Here is a 19,819-nt window from a genome sequence, read left to right as displayed (position 1 = left end):
AAAAGTTGGTGGTTGCTATATTTTGTTTCATTTGCTTAATGAGCGAGCGGATAAGCATATTGCAATAAAATCACGCCTGATGCCGCACTGTGACTTTGAATAGCTGTTTCCGGTGTTTTGGTGGTCCAGTCATTGCCGCTAGTCCCTGAGAGTTTTGATTCATGACAACATGATAGGCGTTATTTTGCAAGAAACGTGAATATTTGAATGAATGAGTTTTCTGCGCAAATTCAGCCAAACCTCTGACGTAAATGCCTTTAAAGCCGCCGGCATCGTAGTTGCCTTCAGCTGGCAAAATGCCATCTTGTGCGACATTTTTGATCGAATAGTCATAGGTCTTATCTGCTAGCAGGTAGTATTCTCTTTTACCCGTCAGGCGATAGAGCTGAAAAGAGGCATTCGCAAATTGTCCATAGTCATAAATCCAATCTTGAAAGATCGGCTGACCGTTACGGATTCGATCCACTATCCGTCCGTTATGGTAATAATTGTCTTTCAAGAAGCTGAATAGACGTGTGGCTGTATTTAAGTAATGTCTTTGTCCGGTGATCCGATAAAGTCGGGTGGCTGTCATTGCCGCTGTCCCATTTGTGGCGACGTTTTTCTCATTGTCGGCATTGGGACCGGTCTCGGTGTTTTTCCACCAAATACCGCCACCAAAATTTGAATCTTCATAACCGAGAATAAAGTTAAACATTTTTTGTGAAGTTACCAAGAATTTTTTTTCCCCAGTCAACTGGTAGGCTCTTGCCAAGTAATTCGCCCACCAGCCAATATCATCATTGTAATCATTTTGAAGATAGTTCGGATAAGCCTTTAAAAAGCCATAATAAGCTTGTTCGATGATCTTGTGATCTCGCGGCGAACGGGTGCGTTGATAGTGGTCAAGTACCAGGTCAAAAGACTGGGCTTCCCACCAATAGTCGCTATAACGCCCGTTTTCCGGGCCAACTTGGTGAGTGGGGTCGATATTATGATCACTTTGCATGTAAAAATAGCCCTTTTTAGGATCGCAATAAGATCTCAGAAAACTATTATATGATTTTTCTGCATAAGTTGACTTAATATTTGGAAGTCCTTGTGTTCTTGCAGCGTGAGCAGTAAGAGACGGTAGTAAGAAAGCTAAAGCGAAGAGACTAAAAACAAGTACTGGTTTTAAATACTTCTTCATTTTGTGTGACTCCTTCCTTAAATCACAATAGAAAACGGTTACAAAAATCAGCAATCACTAAAACTTTTGTTCACCATAAGTAATATCATCCTGGATTATTCATAATTTTACCTTGAGGTCTGCTTTTGGTTGTTGCCGTGCTGTTGCTGACCTTTTTTCTTTTTCACCTGCTGGGTGTACAAAAAGAGCACATCCTGTGCTATTGTAAAGTCGACTAAACACTACAAAGAACAGGAGTGCTCCTAATGTCGACTTTACATCATAAACAGCTTTTATTCAATAAACAAATCAAAATTTCTAATGACGGCGGTGAGCTAGCGAACGATGCGGGGACTTTATTGCTTGCTGAGTTTCTCCATCAACTCCACTTTGACCAGTTTTTAGAGACTAACTTGCGTTTCAAAGATGGTCGCAAGTATTGTACCTTCACTATGAACGATTTATTCAAGCAGTTGTTATTTCAATTACTAGCGGGGTATTCCCAGGATCAGTCTGCTAACACCTTGGCCCAAGCGGCTGATTTCAACTTAGCTCTAAAACAAGCAGTCGCTTCCCAACCGACGCTCTCACGTTTTATCAATCACGTCTCGGCGACAGGCCTTTTCTCCGTCAAGTCTGTAATGATCTCTTTGGCGCACTTAGTCCTGGGCCAGCTGAATCAACATCAGCTGATCCTTGACCTCGACTCCACGCATGCTGATACATTTGGTAACCAAGAAAAAAGTGCTTATAACGGTCATTATCAGACTAACGGTTATCATCCATTACTAGCTTTCGATGCTTTATCGGGCTGCTTATTGAATGCCCAATTACGTCCAGGCAATCGCTATACTTCACAGGGAGCGACTAAATTCTTATTACGGGGCCTACGGGCCTATGACCAGTCTTCTTTGGATGTCCTCGTGCGGGGAGATTCTGGTTTCGCAGCGCCAGGGATCTACCGTGCCTGTGATAAAAAACAGGCTAAATTCGTGATCCGCATGAAAGCGAACCGCCAACTCCAAAGTCGGGCTGAGCGCTTGATCCAAGTGGGCGACCACGACTTCAGCGAAACTGAAGTCCAATGGCATGTCCTGCAGGATTACTGTCCCCAAAGTTGGCCACGCCCTTATCGGGTGATCATTAGATCAACTCGGCCAGCGGGAAATTTACTGTTTGACCATGAGTTTATCGTGACCAACTTGGAAGAATTGAGTGGTCCGCAAGTCTTTGCCCTCTATCAACAACGTGGTTCAATGGAAGACTTGATCAAAGAAGTTAAACGCGGTTTTCATTTTGATAAAACGGACAGTTCCAGCTTTAACGCCAATGAGTTTCGCATGTTGGTGGCTGGCACGGCTTACAATATACTCCAAGCCATGAAGAACTTGGTTTTACCACCGGAACTTAAACACGCTCAGGTCGAGACCATCCGCTTTAAATTACTTCATTTGGCAGCTAAGGTCACGCACCACGCCCATCAGATCTGGGTCCATTTATCCCAGACCAATGTGTTTGATAAATTATTCTGGCAGACACTGTTTAAGATCCAAAACATTAAAATATACCCGCTGTGAACTCACAAAATAAAATATATTTTCTAGGGAAAGGGTGAAGTCTGCCCTTTTTTAAGCAATACGACCGCAAAACTAACAAAAAAAGCTTTTTTCTGAGACCACGGTTATTTTGCGCCAAATTTTATTTAAGACAAAAAGTATGAATAATTCAGGATCATGAATAATAGTAAAAAAGAAGTACACTAACTACAAGTGTACTAGGTTGACATTAACTTTTGAATACGCTTACTTTAAAATTAACTTGAAAGGATGAGTATTTTGAATACAGATAATTCGTCGACTAATTTAACTATCAAAATAACTAAATATCTTCTTTCTAAGTCAGTAGTGCACTATGTAGATTTAATGGAGTATACCAACCTTTCTCGTAAAACAATTTCTAAATACCTTGATCGAGTGGAAAAAATGATTGCCGAATATGATGTAACTTTGGTTCGCAAGAGAGGAGCAGTCATTTACCTGACGGGTTCTTTGGACCGTTTAAGAAGCAGTCTGCCAGGTTGTGATGCTGCCGAACAAAGCGATGATTCACGCCGGATAGATCTGTTGTCATTTTTACTTGAGTTAAAGCAGCCGAGCTTATTAGATGATCTAGCACAACATTTTTTTGTCAGTCGGAGTACTTTAGAACGGGATCTAAATTATCTTAAAGAACACTTTGGAGTGCAGTTGAAAAAGACCCAGCAAGGTATTTCTTTGAATAATGATGAGCTTGAGGTCAGACAGATTTTAAGTAAGTTGACTCAAGAAAACTGGAATCAAAGTTTGACCGAAAATAAAAAAACGGGGCATTTGGTTCAAGATTTTCAGATTCCTGATTTTTTAAGGGAATATGTTGATCCGCAGATCCTTTCTGTGGTTCAAAACGTCTTGGTGGAATTTAGTCAAAAGTATAATATTCGTGCTAATGAATATCAATATGAGCCCTTACTGGTGCACATTGCAATATCAATGAAAAGGATCAGTGAGAAAAAATACATTGACCAAAAAGAGATCTTTGATTTGACTATTTCGCCGGCAACTCAGTACTTGATCACTTTACTGGAACAAAAGTTTAAGTTTACTATTCCACTCGCAGAAGCTAAATATTTAGAACTTTATGTAGCGGTTTTTAACGATAATTTTGATTCATTCAGTAATTTGCAAGTAGTGGGCGAGTTGACCTTATGGTTGAAGCAAAATTTGTCAGCATATGACGATGAGCTTTTGCGTAACCTGGCCACCCATCTAGTGCCCGCACTTAAACGTGGAAAGATGGGCTTCGCTGTTAAAAATCTGTATGCCAGTGAAATAAAGGAAAAATTTCCGACTGCTTTTGACCAGGCGCTTGACTTGACGCTAGCGATCCAACAACATTTTAAAGTTGTTTTGCCAGAAAATGAAATCGCCTACATGGCTTTGCACTTGGAGCTTTTTAATAAACGTCATCCGCACCAAGCAAACGAGGTCACACTCGTGATAGTTTGCAGTTCGGGTTATGGAACGGCACAGCTCTTGCGACAGCGAGTCATAGAAAGTGTCAAGGATGTTACCATAGTAGGTACGATGTCAGTCAGTGATTTTATGGAAAAGGCACCCGTTACAGATATCGTGCTATCGACGGTCCCGTTAAAAATGGCTAAAACACGTGTCCTGCAAGTTAGTCCATTTTTAAATGAGACTGAAGTGGAATTGTTAAAGAAAGTTTGTGATGAGGTCAGAAAACGAGAATATATTCATGCTGAATTTATGGAATTACTGCGGCCGGAATGTATTATTGCCGATTCAGAGCTAACTGACAAGAATGCTGTAATTCAGAAGCTAACAAAGCGCTTATAACAACACGGTTATGTGGATCAGAAAATGGCTGACTCTGCTTTGGAAAGAGAAAAACTGGCAACAACTAAGTTGGGTAAAATAGCTATTCCGCATGGTGGGATCGAGCACGTTTTAAAGCCAACTTTGGGGATCTTAACTTCCCAGGCAGGAGTTAAGTGGAATCATGATGGTCAAGTGAATTTAGTGTTCTTTATTGCATTTAATCAACAGTTAGAGAGCCTCAATTGTCAAGTTAAGTGCAACACTAATGGCCTATTCTTATAATTGGTCTAGAAAGTTAAACCAGTTGTGGCATAATATCCGCTGGACAACTATAGCTTAAACAGCGGCGGGGACGGTGATTCAGCGTGTCTTGAACCAACTGCAGATCCACTAATGAGAGGTTTTTAAAGGAATGCCCCTTTGGGAAGAACTCTCTTAATTGACCATTCACATTCTCATTAGTGCCCCGTTCCCAGGGAGAATATGGATGGGCAAAGTAGATTTCCGTTCCTTGAACCTGATTTAAACTAGCGAATTCCGAGCCGTTGTCAAACGTGATAGTCCGAAAGTTTTCTGCACCGTAATCATCAATCGTATCTTGGAGGGCTTGCCGGCAAGTCTCTGCCCGGTAATCAGGCAATTTAACGATAATTTCCATCCGGCTAACTCGCTCGGTTAACGTCATTAAAGCTGGTTCGGACTCAACCCGTTTGGCTTTCACTAAGTCGCCTTCCCAATGGCCCAACTCCTGACGTTTCCGAACCACTGCGGGCCGGTCTTCAATGGACTGTCCAAGCCGTTTTTTATTCAGGCGGGCATGTCGGTGATTCGGGCGTTTAACGCGGCGACGTAGCTTCATGGGTAAATCATAGTTGTGAAGCTCCGGGAGCTTGCCAGCCTCGATATACCGATAGACCGTAGCCGTTGATGGGCAGGGAAAGCCCGGGTAATGAGCTTTGAAATAGTGGACATACGTATCGACACTGAAAACTCGTGGCTTAGCTTTTAAAGCTTTCGGCAGGGACTTGAAGAACACGGCAGCCCGCTGCAGTAAACCTTTGGGGTGACACTTGGCCCGCTGTTCTCGATAGTAAGCCGCCCCGCGCTCGGCAAAGTAGCCCTGATATGACCGATGTTTCTGGGAATCAATCTGGGTGGTTAACCCGCGTTTTAATTCGCGAGAAATGGTGCTGGGACTCCGGTGAAGCCAGCTGGCAATCTGACGAACGCCAAATCCTAATCGAGTCAGGGACTCAATTTGACCGCGTTCAAAAGATTGGAGTTGTTGGTAATGCTTAGGCATGATATTCTTAGTTTGGGCCATGAAGACACCTATCCTTATCTGTTGATTTTGTCGTTAATAATAAGAATAGGCCTTTATGGCCTTTTAAGCTAGTCTAATTGGTCTAGTTATCAAGTGTTGCACTTCAATTTTAAATCGGGGCAACAGTTAGAGAGTCAAATGGATGATATTTATGCCTACTTTTATAGTTTGATCAAAAACCAAGAGATCATCGACCAGTTGGTCCATGCTTCTTCAAGTGAGGCAATTATTACACTTTTAGAGAATAGTGAATTAGATGTGTAAACAAGCAGCTTTGTTACAAATGTACACGAAAATAGGGGATGGCAGAATGAGAGAACTCTTGCAAAAAAAATATATTTATTTAGATGTGGATCTGCACACCAGAGAGGAAGTGTTTCACTTTATATCAAAAGAGTCATTCAAGCTTGGATTAGCGGAAAATCAGGTCGCTGTTGGCAGATCATTAGCCGAGCGCGAAGAGCAGTCTTCAACCGGGTTGTTAGATGGGATCGCAATCCCGCATGCAATCAGCGCTGACATCAAGGTGCCAGCAATTTTATTTATTCGGGCTAAAGAAGGTGTGACCGACTGGCAAACGATCGACAATAGTCAGGTCAAGCAGGTGATAACGATGTTAGTTCCCAAAGATGGTGAGCAAGAACACCTGGAAACTTTAGCAGACCTTTCGGGCGAACTAGTTGATGAAGAGCAAAGAAAAAAACTAGCAGCTTGTTTATCAGTTGATGAAGTTTATGACTTTTTGAATCAAAACGATAACTCTAGGTAAATTGGAAAGGAAGTTTTTATTATGGATTTTGTTGCAATTACTTCGTGTCCCGCTGGCTTGGCACATACACCGATGGCAGCGAAAGCACTTGAAAAAGCTGCTAGTGAATTAGGTTTAGAAGCTAAAGTCGAACAACAAGGAGCAATGGGTTTAAAAAATGAGATCACCCAAGAAGAGGCAGACAGTGCTAAATTTTTGCTGATCGGTTCTGATCAGAAAATAGAAAAACTGGACCGCTTTGAAAAAATTCCCAAATTAAGGGTTTCGATCGACACCTGTATCGAAAAACCTAAAGCAGTTATAAAAAAAGCTGCTAAAGCTGTCGCGCAGAGACAAAAGTCAAACTAAAGGAGGCTGTGCTTCATGAAGAAATTATTAAATGATTGGAAGGGATACCTCATGTCAGGTATCTCATACATGTTGCCTGTTGTGATCGGCGGTTCACTGGTCGTTGCTGTTCCTACCATTATCGCGTTGTGTTTTGGCGTTACTAATCTAGGTTCATACAAAACCGGCATTTGGCATTTGATGAATGAAATCGCACAGATCGGTTGGACTGGGATCGGCTTAGTCAACTTGGTCTTAGCTGGTTATATTGCCTATGCGATCGGTGATAAACCAGGTTTAGCTGCGGGCTTTATCGGTGGTGCTTTTGCGACAGATTCCAATATGGGCTTCTTGGGAGCTTTGGTTGCCGGATTCGCTGCTGGTTATACAGCACGCTGGTGCCAAAACCATATTCATGTTGGTGAAAAATTCGAAACAATTATGCCTTTAGTTGTCGTACCTCTGAACTCGACTATGGTGATCGCCATTTTAATGGGGGTTATTTTGAAAGATCCACTACTTTGAATCAATAGCTCACTGGTAGCTTGGGTCAAAGGAATGGTCAACAGCGGGGTCAGTTCTGTTGTTTTGGCACTGATCATCGGCGGTATGATCGGTTCTGATTTAGGTGGACCAGTCAATAAAGCTGCCTGGATGACAGGTAATATTTTACTTGCAGAAAAAATTTATACTCCAGCTATGATGGCCAACGTCGCAATTGCTGGTATTCCTTTGGGCTATGCCGTTGCTACTTTGTTATTCAAAAAGAGATTTTCTTCTGAACTATTGGATGCGGGTCGGAGGGATTGGTTCATGGGATTTGTTGGTATCACAGAAGGTGCGATCCCATTTACTTTGATGAGTCCTTTGAAGTTGATCCCGATCAATATGTTAGCCGGAGCTGCGGGCTCGGCAACAACTGTTTTGCTAGGGGCCAAAGCTAATATTTCTCCTGTCGGCGGTATTTATGGCTTCGTTACTCTGCATAATGGGTGGGCATATCTGATCGGCCTAGCAGTTTGTGCTTTGATCATTGGTGTCTTAGCACCATTGGCAGTTGACTTTACAGTTACTAATACTGAAGAGGATAACGCCGATGATGAAGATGATATTGATTTTAAATTTGAATAAGTGAATTTGATAGACGAAAAAGCATTGTTGAACAATTCAGTGATGCTTTTCTGTTGTTAAAGGCGGCAAGTAAGAAAGGGGAATAGTGCATGGTTAAGGCACATTTAGTTAATCATACCCATTGGGATCGTGAATGGTACTTTACAACGATGGACGCACAGGTTTTAAGTGAGCAGTTATTTACTGAAGTTTTGGATGAATTGGAAAAAAACAGCGACGCTAATTTTTGTCTGGATGGTCAAGTCTCAGTGGTGGATGAATATGTTGAAATACATCCAGAAGCCAAGGAACGGATCCGTAAGCTGGTCGGTGAAGGACGTTTGTTCGTCGGTCCGTGGTACACACAAACCGATGCGTTGATTCCTGACCAAGAATCGATCATTCGCAATTTAGTGATCGGGATGAAAGATATGCAGCAAAATTATGGAGAGCCGATGAAAGTCGGATATTTACCTGATACTTTTGGTTTTAATGCGCAAATGCCGACTCTTTTGCAACAAGTTGGGATCGACAACTTCCTCTTTTGGCGGGGAACTAATTTTAGCCAGCAGACAAATTCAGTTTATTTTCGGTGGCGTGGTTTAAATGAGCAGGAAGTATTAGCAATTGATTTTCCTTTTGGTTATTTTACCGGGCAAATTACTCCAGAAACTAAGCAAAATCTCGCTGAATTCGCCAAAGTTCGTTATGATCCAGCTGTTAAGTTTGAATCTGAGCATGGCAATCATGAAGATGTCTTAATGCCATCAGGAATTGATCAGATGAACATCATTAAAAACATCAAGCAGACAGTGGCTGAGTTAAATAAGCAAAGTAAATATCAAACAGAAATCAGTACCTATCCGGAGTTTGTTGATATTATCAGGAAAAAGAAGGAACAATTACCAAAATATCAAGGTGAATTACGGCTGCCAACTTATGCACGTGTTCATCGCTCGATCGGTTCTGTTAGAAGTCAGATCAAACGGGAAAATTTTCAGTTGGAACAAAAAATCTTAAAGAGAGTTGAACCGCTCTGTGTGATCGGTGCTAAAGTCGGAGTACAGATCGGCAATGGCCTGTTGCTTAAATTGTGGAAGAAGTTGTTAGAATGTCAGGCTCATGATACTTTAGGCGGCAGTGTGTCGGATAATGTTGCCACAGATATTTTGCACCGCTTTAAGGAAGCTAATGAGCTCGCAGATGGGATCGAAAACATTGTCAAAAAGAAAATTGCTCAGTATTTGCAATTGCAGTCTGATCAAGTTCTCGTATTTAACACAGAACCATACGAATTTAATGGGGATAAGACGGTCAAGATAGTTGCTTCTTCCAAAAAAATCGCGCTTTCTGGCATGAAAGATCCGGTCATCACGGCAGCCAAGAAATATTCTGCACGGCAGCATATTTTGATGATGACTTCTAGAGGACAAGAATACACAAATGAGCCAGAGTACTATGAATTAGAGATTACTGGTCATGTGAAGTTACCCGCTCTGGGGTATGTTGTTTTACGGATCCAGCAAGCTGATACTGAAATGGTTCAGACAAAAAAAGGGCAATTCGGCTCTTATGGCAAGATCGAAAAAGGGCAGCAACGGCTTGAATTTGTTGAAGGTCGCATAGATCTGATAGTCAATCAGCACAGGATCAAAAACATTCTTTCCTTGGTAGATGCCCCAAACGATGGCGACACTTATGATTCCTCGCCATTCAATGGAATTCAAGAACAACGCTTACCGCTTAACATGGGCACGGTGGTTTCAAGTCCACAAGAAGATGCATTGTTAGTTCGTGGTTCCGCCAGCTTACCGGCAAACTTGGATGATTATGCTAAAACCTGTCCGAAACTAGGAGTATTAACGTATAGTATTAAGCTTAGTTTTAATGAGAACGGGCAGATCAATGCTCACTTGAAAGTGGACAATGAAGTTAATTCTCATCGCTTACGGCTCTGCTTCGCACCACAGATCGAGACAGACGAGGTCAATGCCCAGATCCAAGCCGGTTATGTGAGGACTAGAAATGAGCCGCTGCCCGCAGACTGGGCTGATAAATTTGTCGAAAAACCGGTCAACTTATACAACTTTGATAAAAGCCTGACCTTGATGACGGAACAGCAGCATTTTACTTTTTGGGGAGCTGGACAAAAGGAATACGAATATCGTGACCAGCGGTTGTTAGTTACCTTAATGGCCACGACAGGTCAGCTGGGCAAACCAAACTTGGCATGGCGCCCAGGCAGGGCCTCAGGAGACACCACGAGCCAAGGACACATTATGATGCCGACACCACTTGCGCAAGAACGTGGATTCAATGAATTTGATTTTGCTTTTAAATTCAGCAACGAAAAATTTACAGCTGCAACTAATAACAGACTGACCCGCGAATGGCTAGCACCCAGCGTGTCATATCAAAATCAATCTTTGAATGTCTTTATCAATCGTTTGGATAACAAGATCTGGCAAACAGAAAATGAGCCGCATATACCAGAAAAACTGGCAATGCTGAAGTTGCCGCCAGAACTTGATGTTTCGGCATTATATCCAGCTTATTCAAGTCAAGGAGCCTATATTTTACGTTTGCAAAACCTAAGCTCCGTGTCTCAAAAACTGCCCGCAGACTTATTGGAAAAAGCGCAGGCAGTTACCGCATTGGAAGAACCGATCAAGCAAACAGAGATCAAGCCTTACGATCTGTTATCGTTAAAAATTGAGCTATAGGATCCAGAGTATAAGAAAATAGCCTGAAAACTCCAACTTCGGAGCTCTCAGGCTATTTCTTTGACTGCGGTCAACAATGTTAGTCCATGTTTCCTAACAATTCAACTTCAGCTAATTGACCGCTGCCGCCTTCGAATTTAAGACGATAGTGTTGATATGGAACAAATGTTTTTCTGATCAGGTATGGTTTGGTTGATTTGTCATACGTGAACTTGACGTTTCTGACCTGATCTACTGGACGCAAGTGTTTGCCGTCACGAGAACCATAGATCTTGACGTTCTTGAACTTGGTATCTTTCGTGCTGTTAGACAAGGTCAGCATATCGATCCTGCGAGCCCGGTCAAGCTTGACATCAAGGGTACTGTTATTTTTGACTGTAGTAACAGTATTACTATCATTATCTACCAGCTTCTTGTAATCTTGGTCGCTGCCAACGACTTGCCCTTTATCAAATGCATCAGTCTTGACTTGCGGAGCTTTACGACCTTGTGTCAAAGATGCAGGTTTTTGCCACTGCTGTGTCCCACGCCGCGTACTTGGCCGAGGAGACATGTTGAAGCGTAAGACACCGCCACGCATGATCTGCTTATAATCCAAGTACGTTTTGTCGATCCGCCGACCGTTCAAGTAAACACTGTTTACATAAACATTCTTATCACTATTGTTTGGTGCTTTAACAGTCAGTGAACGACCATGAGGCAGTTGAACTTTAGCTTCTTTAAAGAGTGGTGAACCTAGAACAAACTGGTTAGAAGCCAGGTTTTGTGGGTAGATGCCAAGTGCTGAAAGGATATACCAGGCAGATTGTTCGCCATTATCTTCATCACCGACATATCCCTGGCCGAAGTCAGAGCCAACATAGAGACGTTTCAAAATATCACGCGTGTATTTCTGTGTTTTCCATGGCTGGCCGGAGAAAGCATACATATACAAAATATCATGGGCGGGCTGGTTACTGTGCCCATATTGTCCCAGTTTAACTTCTCTTTGTTCGCGCATTTCATGGATCACACCGCCATCAGTTGTAAAATCGCCAGGAGTATTCACGATCTGGTCGATCTTTTGTGTTAACCCTGCTGGACCACCATACAGATTAGCTAGTCCATTTCCGTCTTGCGGTACTGAAACTGCCATATTGTAAGCGTCTGTTTCGGTGTAGTCGCGACTCCACGATGTTGGGTCAAAATTCTGCGGATCTGTAGTCCAGGAACCATCTTGTTTTTTGCCCTTAAACCATTTGTCGGCGGCTTGCTGTCCGTTACCGTCAAACATCTTTGCATAGGTTAAAGCACGGTTCTTGTAATATTTTGCTTCAGCTAATTTATGCTGTTTTTTAGACATCTGATATAAGCCCCAGTCATTGATATAACCCTCCATGGACCATGATAAACCGAAGTTATCACTTTCTGAAGGAACATAACCCAGGAAGTTAGACTGATTGAGAGCTTTGCGTCCACCGTTAGTTAAGTTTTCAGATTGGACTGACGCATTTTTGATGGCTGATTCATAAGCATCCTTGTGTGCGAATGGAATATTTTTCATCATGGCATCTGCGAAGATTATATCTGAGCTAGTCCCGACCATACTATTTGTTCCGCCTGGTGCGATCCAACGTGGGACCCATCCTTGGTTACGATAGTGTTGAACTAAGCCATTCAGATAATCTGTTTCTTTATCAGGTGAGAGGATGGAATAGGCCGGCCATGCTGTTCGGTAGGTATCCCAGAAACCATTGTTAAAGTACATTTTACCGCTTTTAGCAACAGGTTTTTCCATAGAGCCGCTGTATGGATCACTATGGACCCAGTCTGGGCGGGCGTTTCACCATAGAAGTTAGGATACATGTATAAGCGATACATATTTGAATAAAGTGTGACTAACTGATTGTGAGTAGCACCCTTAACTTGAACCTTATTCATGATTTTTTCCCACTCAGAGGTCGTTTGTTGTTGTAAACTGTTAAAGTTTTGGTTGGCTAGCTCGAGCTCGTAATTCTTTTGAGCCTGTTTAGCGCTGACAAATGATGTGGCAACTTTCATGGAAACATCGTTATCTTTGAAGGAAACGATCCCTTGTTTGGAATTTTCGACCTTGCTTACTTGGTAAGGTTTGTCAAAAGTTCCATAGACATACATCTGGTGCATCCCATTATTACCGTCTTTGGTAATGGCGGAAAATGAGTTGTTCGTGGCATCAAATTCCAGGTTGCCGTCTGCACGTGAAGAATCGAAAACAACGTTTTTGTTTTTGGCATTATTGTCAAATTGGAAACGGGTGATCGCACCGTGCATACTTGGTGTCAAGCTCATCTTAGCTCCAGCAGCATTTGATTTGTCAGGAAAAGCGATCGAGTAGAGCTGCGGTTTAGCCGTTTCATTTTCGTGACTGAAATCGGAAGCATATTTAGTATGGTCAATGTCGCTTCCACTTGAGACTTTGGAGCTGTCAATGGAAGTATTGACCATAAATTGCCAGGTACCACGGTCACCGACCCAGATCGATGGTTCGTGACTGACGGTCATGTATTGGAATTTTCTGTCACCATTATTTTGATATTCGTAAACTAGGTTACTATTATAGTTCGTGGCAGGTGTCCAAAAATTAAAACCATTTGGCACGGTGGTTGCCGGAATATTCAAACCGCGTGAGAAATCGCCTGTAGCGTTTGTGCCGCGTAATGTATTGACATAGTCCGTCTTATTGGCGGCGCTGGTTGTCCCTGTGCTGCTATTAGAGAGCTTAACATCGTCGATAAAATCATCAAACGTTTTGCCGGCTTTGGCATTTTGATCGTCAAAACTGATCATGACACGTTTGATAGTTTTCCCTGCGGCAACTGATCCGATATTAGTCGTGATCTGATTCTACTGGTTGTAGTACAGTGAACGAGAGCTTCCTTGCTCTTGAGGGGTAACTGCAAAATTATCAGTGCTTAACGGTTTTAGCTGACTAAGGTAAGTTCCATCGCTAAATTCCAAGTTGATGGAAGCATACATGGGGGTAAATTCATAATCATAGTTATTATCATAGTCATGCTGTCCGTTGGAAGGAAAAATCTTATATTGGAGATTTGTATTTCTATTGACCTTAATGTTGAGATCGTTGATCAGGTTGTTATGGGAATAGGCATGACCATTTTTAGCCACACTGCCCTTGAATTCAAGAGCTTTTTTTCCAGTCCAGCCCATGTTATTTTGTTGATTGATCGCATCTTTTGGACCAGTGCTAAGAGTTGACGACATCATTGGGCTAGGACCCGGGTTATCATCTTTATTGCCTGTCCCAATTTTCAATTCAGAAAGTTGGGTCATGTCAGCACCATTGTTTTTATCGACTTGGAATTTGTAGTACTTATAAGCTTTTTTAGCTTGGACTTGATACTTTTTCCATTGCTTGCGGCCGCTAAATTTCTGGTCGGTTTGTCGATCGATGCTCTCCCATTTCTGACCGTCTGTGCTGCCGTAAAGCTGCCAATTTTTGGGGTCACGGCTAGATTCATCGTTAGCGGATCCAAGTGCATAAACACCGATCTTTTGTGCCTTTTCTAAAGAAAAGCTGACCCAAATGCCTTTGCCTTGATCTTCATTAGATAAAAACTTAGTACTTAAATCAGAGTCAAAAAGATTTTGCTTGGTTTCAGAATCATTAAAGTCTTTGCTGCCCTTGATCGAGTCTTGATCGACCTGGTTGGTCAGATCACCATCAATTTCAGGCGCAAAAGTGTTGCTGAGGTTACTGGACCCCAGTCTGGAATTTAGGTCATTTTCAGGAAAAGTTTGGTTCTCATCAGTTTCAAAAGAAGTCGAAAATAAGGTCTGGTCAGCGTGAACTGTTGTATTGCTATTATGAAAATTTAAGCCCGTACCGATCAGTATTCCAGCTCCAACTGAGACTATCAGTGCCCCAAAACGATTCAGGTTCTTCATGCAATATCACTCCTTTTTTATGGACAAAACGAAATTCTGTTGCAAAAATTGGCTGTGACAAGATGGAAATTAAGCGGAAACATGACAGTAAGGCACTTTCTTTTACCAAATAAATAATTAGACCTATCTCTCCCTAAATAAGTTGTTCTCTATGTGCTGTGTGCTTATAAGGCATGTTCTTTTTAAAGCACTTTAAAGTAGTCATGTTCCGCAAAATGGTTACTGAGTTGGTAAAATTATCCTCCTTTCTGCAGAATAACGTATAATTTTTATACAGAAAAATTTAGTTAAAAGTATAATAATTACAAGAAATCCTGCTAATATTTGTGTACCCGCTTACATTTTACCGTAACTACAGACAAAATCAAGCTTATAATAATTATTATTTATGCTAAAGACGGCTTTTAGAAAAGTTATAGAAAATGTTTGAATAAAAAAATGGGTTATAGTTTTGTATAATAAATCTCAACTATAACTTGTTTACATATACACGTACTTAAGGTATAATATATTAAACAAAACAAAGGAAAAACTTATGATAAGAAATTTCGCAGATAAGGAAACCAAGAAAATATTTAGTCAACAATTTTCTAAAAGATTACCTCAAGCAATTCAGAAAGCAACTTTACGAAAGCTAATTATGTTAGACAATGCCACAAATATCAATGATTTAAGAGTTCCACCCGCTAATCATCTGGAACAACTAGTGGGAGATCGTGAAGGACAGTATAGTATAAAGATCAATGCACAATACCGACTTTGCTTTTCTGTTGAGAACCAGAATGATTTTATCAATGTTGAAGTTGTTGATTATCACCATTAAGGGGAGTGAATATTATGAATAAGATCCCAACACCAAAAATTAGTGAGATCTTGAAAGAAGAGTTTATGGAACCGTTGAATTTTTCAGCCTATGCGCTGGCAAAAAGAATCAATGTTCCAACGTCTAGGATACAGGATATTTTACATGACCGACGGCAAATCACGGTCGATACTTCCGTTAGATTGGGCAGAGTTTTTGGAGTTTCTGACCGCTATTTTTTGAATTTACAAAATGATATAGATATTCGTAATGTTGAGGAAGCTAAAGGGAAAGAGTATGCCCAAATAAAACAATTCCAATTAGGATAAATTTGAGAGAGTACTAGGGAAAAGAGTTTCTAGTTTGACAAAAAAGGGGTTGGAGAAATCAATTTTTGATTTTTCCAACCCTTTTCTTATCAAAGCTAGTTTTTGTTTATTTAGTTATTTAGTGATTTCATCGATCGCATCAAGTTCTTCTTGGTCAAAGCGGATGTTTTTGGCAGCTTCCAAGTTGTCTTGCAAGTGATCGATATTAGTAGTACCGATAATTACTGATGATACTACTGGATCTCTTAATAGCCATGCTAAAGCCATTTGTGAGAGTGTTTGACCACGTTTTTTGGCAATGTCATTGAGTTTGTTTAAATCCTCAGTTACTTTGTCAGCACCTGCTTGCATAACATACTTGCTGGTTGGATGAATAGCGAAATCTGCCGGAACACCATCTAAGTATCTGTCACTGAGTAAGCCTTCAGCTAATGGACCGTAAGCAACGATACCGCGTTTTTGGCGCTTCATTTCATCCACAAGACCGATCCGTTCTGGACGACGGTTGAGCATGTTATACGAAATTTGGTTAACAGTATATGGTGTGCCCAAGTCATCAAACATTTTAGCAACTGTTTTGGCTTGTTCTGTATCAAAATTGGAAATTCCGATGTACAATGCTTTACCAGCACGAACAACATCGTCTAAAGCTTGAGCTGTTTCCCATAAATCAGTATTGGGATCGAAACGATGAGCGTAGTAGATATCAACATAGTCTGATTGAAGACGTTCCAAAGTACGGTCGATCGATTGTAAAATAGTCTTTCTGGACAGGAAGTGACCATATGGTCCAGGAATAGTACGATAGCCAACCTTAGATGTGATCACCAATTCATCACGGTATGGTTTTAATTCAGCGGCTAATACCTGACCCAAAAGTGACTCAGAAGTGCCGATCTCAGGAGAACCATAATGGTCAGCACAGTCGAAACTAAAGACCCCCTGATCAAAAGCTTTTAAGATCACACGTTTGCGATCATACAATGGGTCGGCGCTGCTAAAGCTATGCCAGAGACCTAAAGAGATCAAAGGTAAACGTAGGCCAGTTTCACCTACTCGTCGGTGTGGTAATTTATTGTATCTGTCGTCATCTGCTACGTACATACATAATACCCCTCTCTAACAGATCTGATCCGTTCAAAAATATTTACTATAATAACAGTATAACGGTTATAACGAAAAAACCAAAATACAACGAGTTCTTGGAGCTAAAGAAATAAGAGAATCAGCTAGGCTTTATATTGTACAATTCTCACAATATTATGTAAACTATAATGTAAGAACTTTTTTGGAGGTGGTTAAATGAGCGATGTGGCGATAAGTTTCCCAGTTAAAATTACAAAACCGAAGGATGAAGATGAGCCTTACGTAGTGTATTTTCCAGATTTTGACGAGTATCTCTATGCTGAAAGTTTTTCGGATTCTTTCGTTCAGGCACAAGAATTTTTGAAAGAGCACTTGTTAGATGATGATCTGCCAGAACCAAGTGAAGTGTTGCCTTTTGCAAAAGAAGGACAGTTTACAAGTTTTGTGACTGTTCCCAAAGCCTTGGTAGATTAGTGCTCAAATTATATTGGAGAAAAGGCATTTAGGTAGGTAAAATGACGAATATTATTGGGTTTGCAGTCACTGGTTGCAAAAGCAAACTGGATTTTATAACTGAATACGAATTGAAGTAGGTCATGTATCAATTAAATTGATAGGTGGCCTATATTTTTTGTTAAATAAGAGTAAAAAAATGAATGTATCCAGGTTTTAGATACATTCAAATCCATAAATATTCCTAAATATTTTAGTTCTTTAATGCCCCAGTGATTGTGTCAAAATAATAGATTTTGCCATTTATTTTCTGATAACCATAGAGCATTTGACCGCTGGCATTGTAAAAGACAGTTTTATTTCCTTGGTTAATGTGCTGGAAACCAGTCTTCCTAGCACCGGTGACACTATCGAAGAGATACCAGTGACCGTTAATTTTTCTTTCGCCGTAGACCATCTGACCATTGGCATCGTAAAAGACAGTTTTATTTCCTTGGTTAATGTGCTGGAAACCAGTCTTCCTAGCACCGGTGACACTATCGAAGAGATACCAGTGACCGTTAATTTTTCTTTCGCCGTAGACCATCTGACCATTGGCATCGTAAAAGACAGTTTTATTTCCTTGTCTAATGTATTGGAAACCAGTCTTCCTAGCACCGGTGACACTATCGAAGAGATACCAGTGACCGTTGACTTTTCTTTCGCCGTAGATCATCTGACCATTGGCATCGTAAAAGACAGTTTTATTTCCTTGTCTAATGTATTGGAAACCAGTCTTCCTAGCACCGGTGACACTATCGAAGAGATACCAGTGACCGTTGACTTTTCTTTCGCCGTAGATCATCTGACCATTGGCATCGTAAAAGACAGTTTTATTTCCTTGTCTAATGTATTGGAAACCAGTCTTCCTAGCTCCTGTGACGTTATCAAAGAGATACCAGTGACCGTTGACTTTATTTTCACCATAAACCATTTGTCCATATGAATTGTAAAAAACAGTCTTGTGCTGATCAGAAATATATTGTAAGCCTGTTTGAAGTCGACCACCTTTATACAAGTACCAGTGACCATTTTGGGAAAGTTGGCCATTTGTAATGATCGTGGAATTATTGGGGCTAGTTAGTAAACTGTTAAATGAATGTGAAACATCTAAAAAGTTTTCGCGTAATTTTGCTTGTGAGGAAAATTGCCAACCGCCATAACCTGCTGCTTGCCATTTTTGTTCATAATATCCACTCTTAGTAGGAGTAAATGGGTATTGAGCTAGCCAAGTCCGATCTTTTCCAACGGTTGCGACGACCTGATTTAGGTATTTATAGTTTGGTCCCACATAAACACCATGGTTAGTATATCCGTGTTGACTTAAAATAGACCAAAACATTTTGAGGGCAGAGTTCATATTAAGGTTATCTTGCATAGTTTCGTCGGCTTCTATGTCAGCAAATATTAAAGTGGAATAAGGCAACTTAAAATTGTTCATGACCGAGACAGCATAGTTAGCTTCATTGCGTGCACTATTTGTATCATTAAAGCGCACAAAGTGGTAAATTGAAACGTTCAATCCTGCATTCTTAGCCAAGTTGATCTGATTCTGTGCATAGGGATTAGTATAATCATGGCCTTCAGTGGTTTTGATGATGATCGTTCTGATACCAATTTGTTTCAGGGAATTAAAATCCGCTTGTGTCATCCAATTTTGCCAAGATGAAATGTCTACAGCATCAGCGATTGTGTAACGTTTATAACCAATATTAAATTGATCAGGGGAAATTGTCCTAGTCAGTGCAGCGATGCGTGGCTGGTTTGAAACAGTTTGACCATTTTGTTTGTCATTTTGACCATTGTTTTTTTCGTTTTCTTCTGAATTTTGGCTGACGTTTCCTGTAATTGTGTCAGTTTTAGATGTTGTTTCAACTGCTGAACTTGAACTAGCATCACTGTTTGTCACTTGTGTAGTCTCAGATTTAGATGAACTTTCGTCCATGATGTTTGAAGGAGCTTGTTCATTTGTTCCTGGAGCTGCTGGCTCACTAACATTAGTTTCTGATTCTTGCTGTGCTGTGTTGTTGTCAGTTTCAGCGTCATCAGCATCTTTAGCACTATTATTATTGCTTATATTCTCAGTTGATTCAGACTCTTCCGCTTTGGATACGCTTGATTGTGTATCATGGTTATGTAAAGCGACTTCATTTTTGCCAGAAGGACTGCTTTCCATTGAATTTACTTGGTTAGTTGTGAGTTCATTTGGTACTTCAGCTGCATGAGTGCGCAACGAAGATGTCAATAATGCACCACTAACACTTAGCGTTGTAATACCTGTGGTTAAAAGTGCTTTCTTTATTTGATAATGCCGAGCATGCTTTTTTAAATTGCTTCTTTGTTTTGAATTCAAAAATTAACCTCCCAATATTATTTATATACTATAAACCATACTAATTATGT

Annotated in this window: 17 protein-coding genes and 1 pseudogene; 11 read left to right on the top strand and 7 right to left on the bottom strand. The window is 40.8% G+C overall.

Annotated elements, in window-relative coordinates:
• Window positions 1-70: 70 nt before the first annotated feature.
• Window positions 71-1,171: a glycosyl hydrolase gene (locus tag BQ5903_RS09795; RefSeq protein ID WP_010498520.1), complete on the bottom strand. Its 1,101-nt coding sequence runs from the start codon at window positions 1,169-1,171 to the stop codon at window positions 71-73.
• A 245-nt stretch (window positions 1,172-1,416) separates the two neighbouring features.
• Here BQ5903_RS09795 and BQ5903_RS09790 point away from each other — a divergent pair, with 245 nt between their 5' ends.
• The 3 genes from BQ5903_RS09790 to BQ5903_RS09780 all read left to right on the top strand — a co-directional run bounded on the left by BQ5903_RS09790 (window position 1,417) and on the right by BQ5903_RS09780 (window position 4,809).
• Window positions 1,417-2,727 (top strand): IS1380 family transposase, encoded by a 1,311-nt coding sequence (locus BQ5903_RS09790; RefSeq protein ID WP_010499943.1) that lies wholly within the window; start codon window positions 1,417-1,419, stop codon window positions 2,725-2,727.
• A 258-nt stretch (window positions 2,728-2,985) separates the two neighbouring features.
• Window positions 2,986-4,545, top strand: coding sequence for a BglG family transcription antiterminator (locus BQ5903_RS09785; RefSeq protein WP_050955744.1), 1,560 nt, complete (start codon window positions 2,986-2,988; stop codon window positions 4,543-4,545).
• Window positions 4,546-4,557: 12 nt separating this feature from the next.
• Window positions 4,558-4,809 (top strand): PTS sugar transporter subunit IIA, encoded by a 252-nt coding sequence (locus BQ5903_RS09780; protein ID WP_269148724.1) that lies wholly within the window; start codon window positions 4,558-4,560, stop codon window positions 4,807-4,809.
• 13 nt (window positions 4,810-4,822) lie between these two features.
• Here BQ5903_RS09780 and BQ5903_RS09775 read toward each other — a convergent pair whose 3' ends face one another.
• Window positions 4,823-5,851 (bottom strand): IS30 family transposase, encoded by a 1,029-nt coding sequence (locus tag BQ5903_RS09775; RefSeq protein WP_079579430.1) that lies wholly within the window; start codon window positions 5,849-5,851, stop codon window positions 4,823-4,825.
• Between the two features lie 138 nt (window positions 5,852-5,989).
• On the opposite strand from BQ5903_RS09775, the gene BQ5903_RS12465 reads away from it, so the two are divergent.
• The 5 genes and pseudogenes from BQ5903_RS12465 to BQ5903_RS09755 all read left to right on the top strand — a co-directional run bounded on the left by BQ5903_RS12465 (window position 5,990) and on the right by BQ5903_RS09755 (window position 10,780).
• Window positions 5,990-6,115 (top strand): hypothetical protein, encoded by a 126-nt coding sequence (locus BQ5903_RS12465; RefSeq protein ID WP_269148723.1) that lies wholly within the window; start codon window positions 5,990-5,992, stop codon window positions 6,113-6,115.
• A gap of 46 nt (window positions 6,116-6,161) precedes the next feature.
• Window positions 6,162-6,620, top strand: coding sequence for a PTS sugar transporter subunit IIA (locus tag BQ5903_RS09770; protein WP_172823845.1), 459 nt, complete (start codon window positions 6,162-6,164; stop codon window positions 6,618-6,620).
• 21 nt (window positions 6,621-6,641) lie between these two features.
• Entirely contained in the window at window positions 6,642-6,968 is a 327-nt protein-coding gene (locus tag BQ5903_RS09765; protein ID WP_010498509.1) for a PTS fructose transporter subunit IIB, read from the top strand.
• Between the two features lie 15 nt (window positions 6,969-6,983).
• A pseudogene (locus tag BQ5903_RS09760) lies at window positions 6,984-8,078 on the top strand (PTS fructose transporter subunit IIC).
• 89 nt (window positions 8,079-8,167) lie between these two features.
• Window positions 8,168-10,780, top strand: coding sequence for a glycoside hydrolase family 38 N-terminal domain-containing protein (locus tag BQ5903_RS09755; protein WP_079579428.1), 2,613 nt, complete (start codon window positions 8,168-8,170; stop codon window positions 10,778-10,780).
• A 79-nt stretch (window positions 10,781-10,859) separates the two neighbouring features.
• On the opposite strand, the gene BQ5903_RS12460 is transcribed toward BQ5903_RS09755, so the two are convergent.
• From BQ5903_RS12460 to BQ5903_RS09745, 3 genes are read right to left on the bottom strand one after another with little or no spacing between them, the layout of a single operon-like run.
• Window positions 10,860-12,527: a glycoside hydrolase family 92 protein gene (locus BQ5903_RS12460; RefSeq protein WP_269148736.1), complete on the bottom strand. Its 1,668-nt coding sequence runs from the start codon at window positions 12,525-12,527 to the stop codon at window positions 10,860-10,862.
• The gene (locus tag BQ5903_RS12455) at window positions 12,437-13,588 is read right to left on the bottom strand and encodes a glycoside hydrolase domain-containing protein (protein ID WP_269148722.1); all 1,152 of its coding nucleotides are present in this window, start codon (window positions 13,586-13,588) and stop codon (window positions 12,437-12,439) included. Before BQ5903_RS12455 ends, BQ5903_RS12460 begins: the two co-directional genes overlap by 91 nt.
• 57 nt (window positions 13,589-13,645) lie before the next feature.
• Entirely contained in the window at window positions 13,646-14,707 is a 1,062-nt protein-coding gene (locus BQ5903_RS09745) for a discoidin domain-containing protein (RefSeq protein ID WP_197684885.1), read from the bottom strand.
• A gap of 535 nt (window positions 14,708-15,242) precedes the next feature.
• Between BQ5903_RS09745 and BQ5903_RS09740 the strand changes: the two genes are divergently transcribed.
• Together BQ5903_RS09740 and BQ5903_RS09735 are read left to right on the top strand one after the other, a co-directional pair.
• On the top strand, window positions 15,243-15,530 hold the full coding sequence (locus BQ5903_RS09740) for a type II toxin-antitoxin system RelE/ParE family toxin (RefSeq protein ID WP_056972398.1): 288 nt from the start codon (window positions 15,243-15,245) through the stop codon (window positions 15,528-15,530).
• 14 nt (window positions 15,531-15,544) lie between these two features.
• Window positions 15,545-15,838, top strand: a complete 294-nt coding sequence (locus BQ5903_RS09735) for a HigA family addiction module antitoxin (protein WP_056972400.1) — start codon at window positions 15,545-15,547, stop codon at window positions 15,836-15,838.
• A 114-nt stretch (window positions 15,839-15,952) separates the two neighbouring features.
• Here BQ5903_RS09735 and BQ5903_RS09730 read toward each other — a convergent pair whose 3' ends face one another.
• On the bottom strand, window positions 15,953-16,942 hold the full coding sequence (locus BQ5903_RS09730) for an aldo/keto reductase (RefSeq protein ID WP_079579427.1): 990 nt from the start codon (window positions 16,940-16,942) through the stop codon (window positions 15,953-15,955).
• Between the two features lie 198 nt (window positions 16,943-17,140).
• Here BQ5903_RS09730 and BQ5903_RS09725 point away from each other — a divergent pair, with 198 nt between their 5' ends.
• Window positions 17,141-17,398, top strand: coding sequence for a type II toxin-antitoxin system HicB family antitoxin (locus tag BQ5903_RS09725; RefSeq protein ID WP_010498484.1), 258 nt, complete (start codon window positions 17,141-17,143; stop codon window positions 17,396-17,398).
• A gap of 232 nt (window positions 17,399-17,630) precedes the next feature.
• Here BQ5903_RS09725 and BQ5903_RS09720 read toward each other — a convergent pair whose 3' ends face one another.
• Complete coding sequence (locus BQ5903_RS09720) at window positions 17,631-19,769, bottom strand: GH25 family lysozyme (protein WP_079579426.1); 2,139 nt, start codon at window positions 19,767-19,769, stop codon at window positions 17,631-17,633.
• Window positions 19,770-19,819: the final 50 nt, after the last annotated feature.

The sequence above is a fragment of the Ligilactobacillus acidipiscis genome (genome assembly GCF_900116935.1).
In the GTDB taxonomy this organism is placed as follows: Bacteria; Bacillota; Bacilli; order Lactobacillales; family Lactobacillaceae; genus Ligilactobacillus; species Ligilactobacillus acidipiscis.
Note: the sequence above shows the minus strand (reverse complement) of the source record. Positions and strands in the feature narration are given on the sequence as shown.